Here is a 577-nt window from a genome sequence, read left to right as displayed (position 1 = left end):
TTAGTTAAGTCCTCGATCGATTAGTATCCGTCAGCTCCACGTGTCACCACGCTTCCACACCGGACCTATCAACCTCATCGTCTCTGAGGGATCTTACTCACTCGAAGTGATGGGAAGTCTCATCTTGAGGGGGGCTTCATGCTTAGATGCTTTCAGCACTTATCCTTGCCACACGTAGCTACCCAGCTATGCTCCTGGCGGAACAACTGGTACACCAGCGGTATGTCCATCCCGGTCCTCTCGTACTAAGGACAGCTCCTCTCAAACTTCCAACGCCCACGACGGATAGGGACCGAACTGTCTCACGACGTTCTGAACCCAGCTCGCGTACCGCTTTAATGGGCGAACAGCCCAACCCTTGGGACCGACTACAGCCCCAGGATGCGATGAGCCGACATCGAGGTGCCAAACCTCCCCGTCGATGTGAACTCTTGGGGGAGATAAGCCTGTTATCCCCGGGGTAGCTTTTATCCGTTGAGCGATGGCCCTTCCATGCGGAACCACCGGATCACTAAGCCCGACTTTCGTCCCTGCTCGACTTGTAGGTCTCGCAGTCAAGCTCCCTTCTGCCTTTACA

At 55.1% G+C, this 577-nt stretch carries 1 rRNA gene; it reads right to left on the bottom strand.

The window, feature by feature from the left end:
- Nucleotides 1-577: ribosomal RNA gene (locus tag ACFQ3N_RS20415) — 23S ribosomal RNA — on the bottom strand; the annotation flags it as partial.

The organism is Virgibacillus byunsanensis (genome assembly GCF_042675965.1).
GTDB classification, from domain to species: Bacteria; Bacillota; Bacilli; order Bacillales; family Amphibacillaceae; genus Virgibacillus_R; species Virgibacillus_R byunsanensis.
The sequence above is the reverse complement of the archived record's forward strand: the minus strand, read 5'-3'. Positions and strand labels throughout refer to the sequence as shown.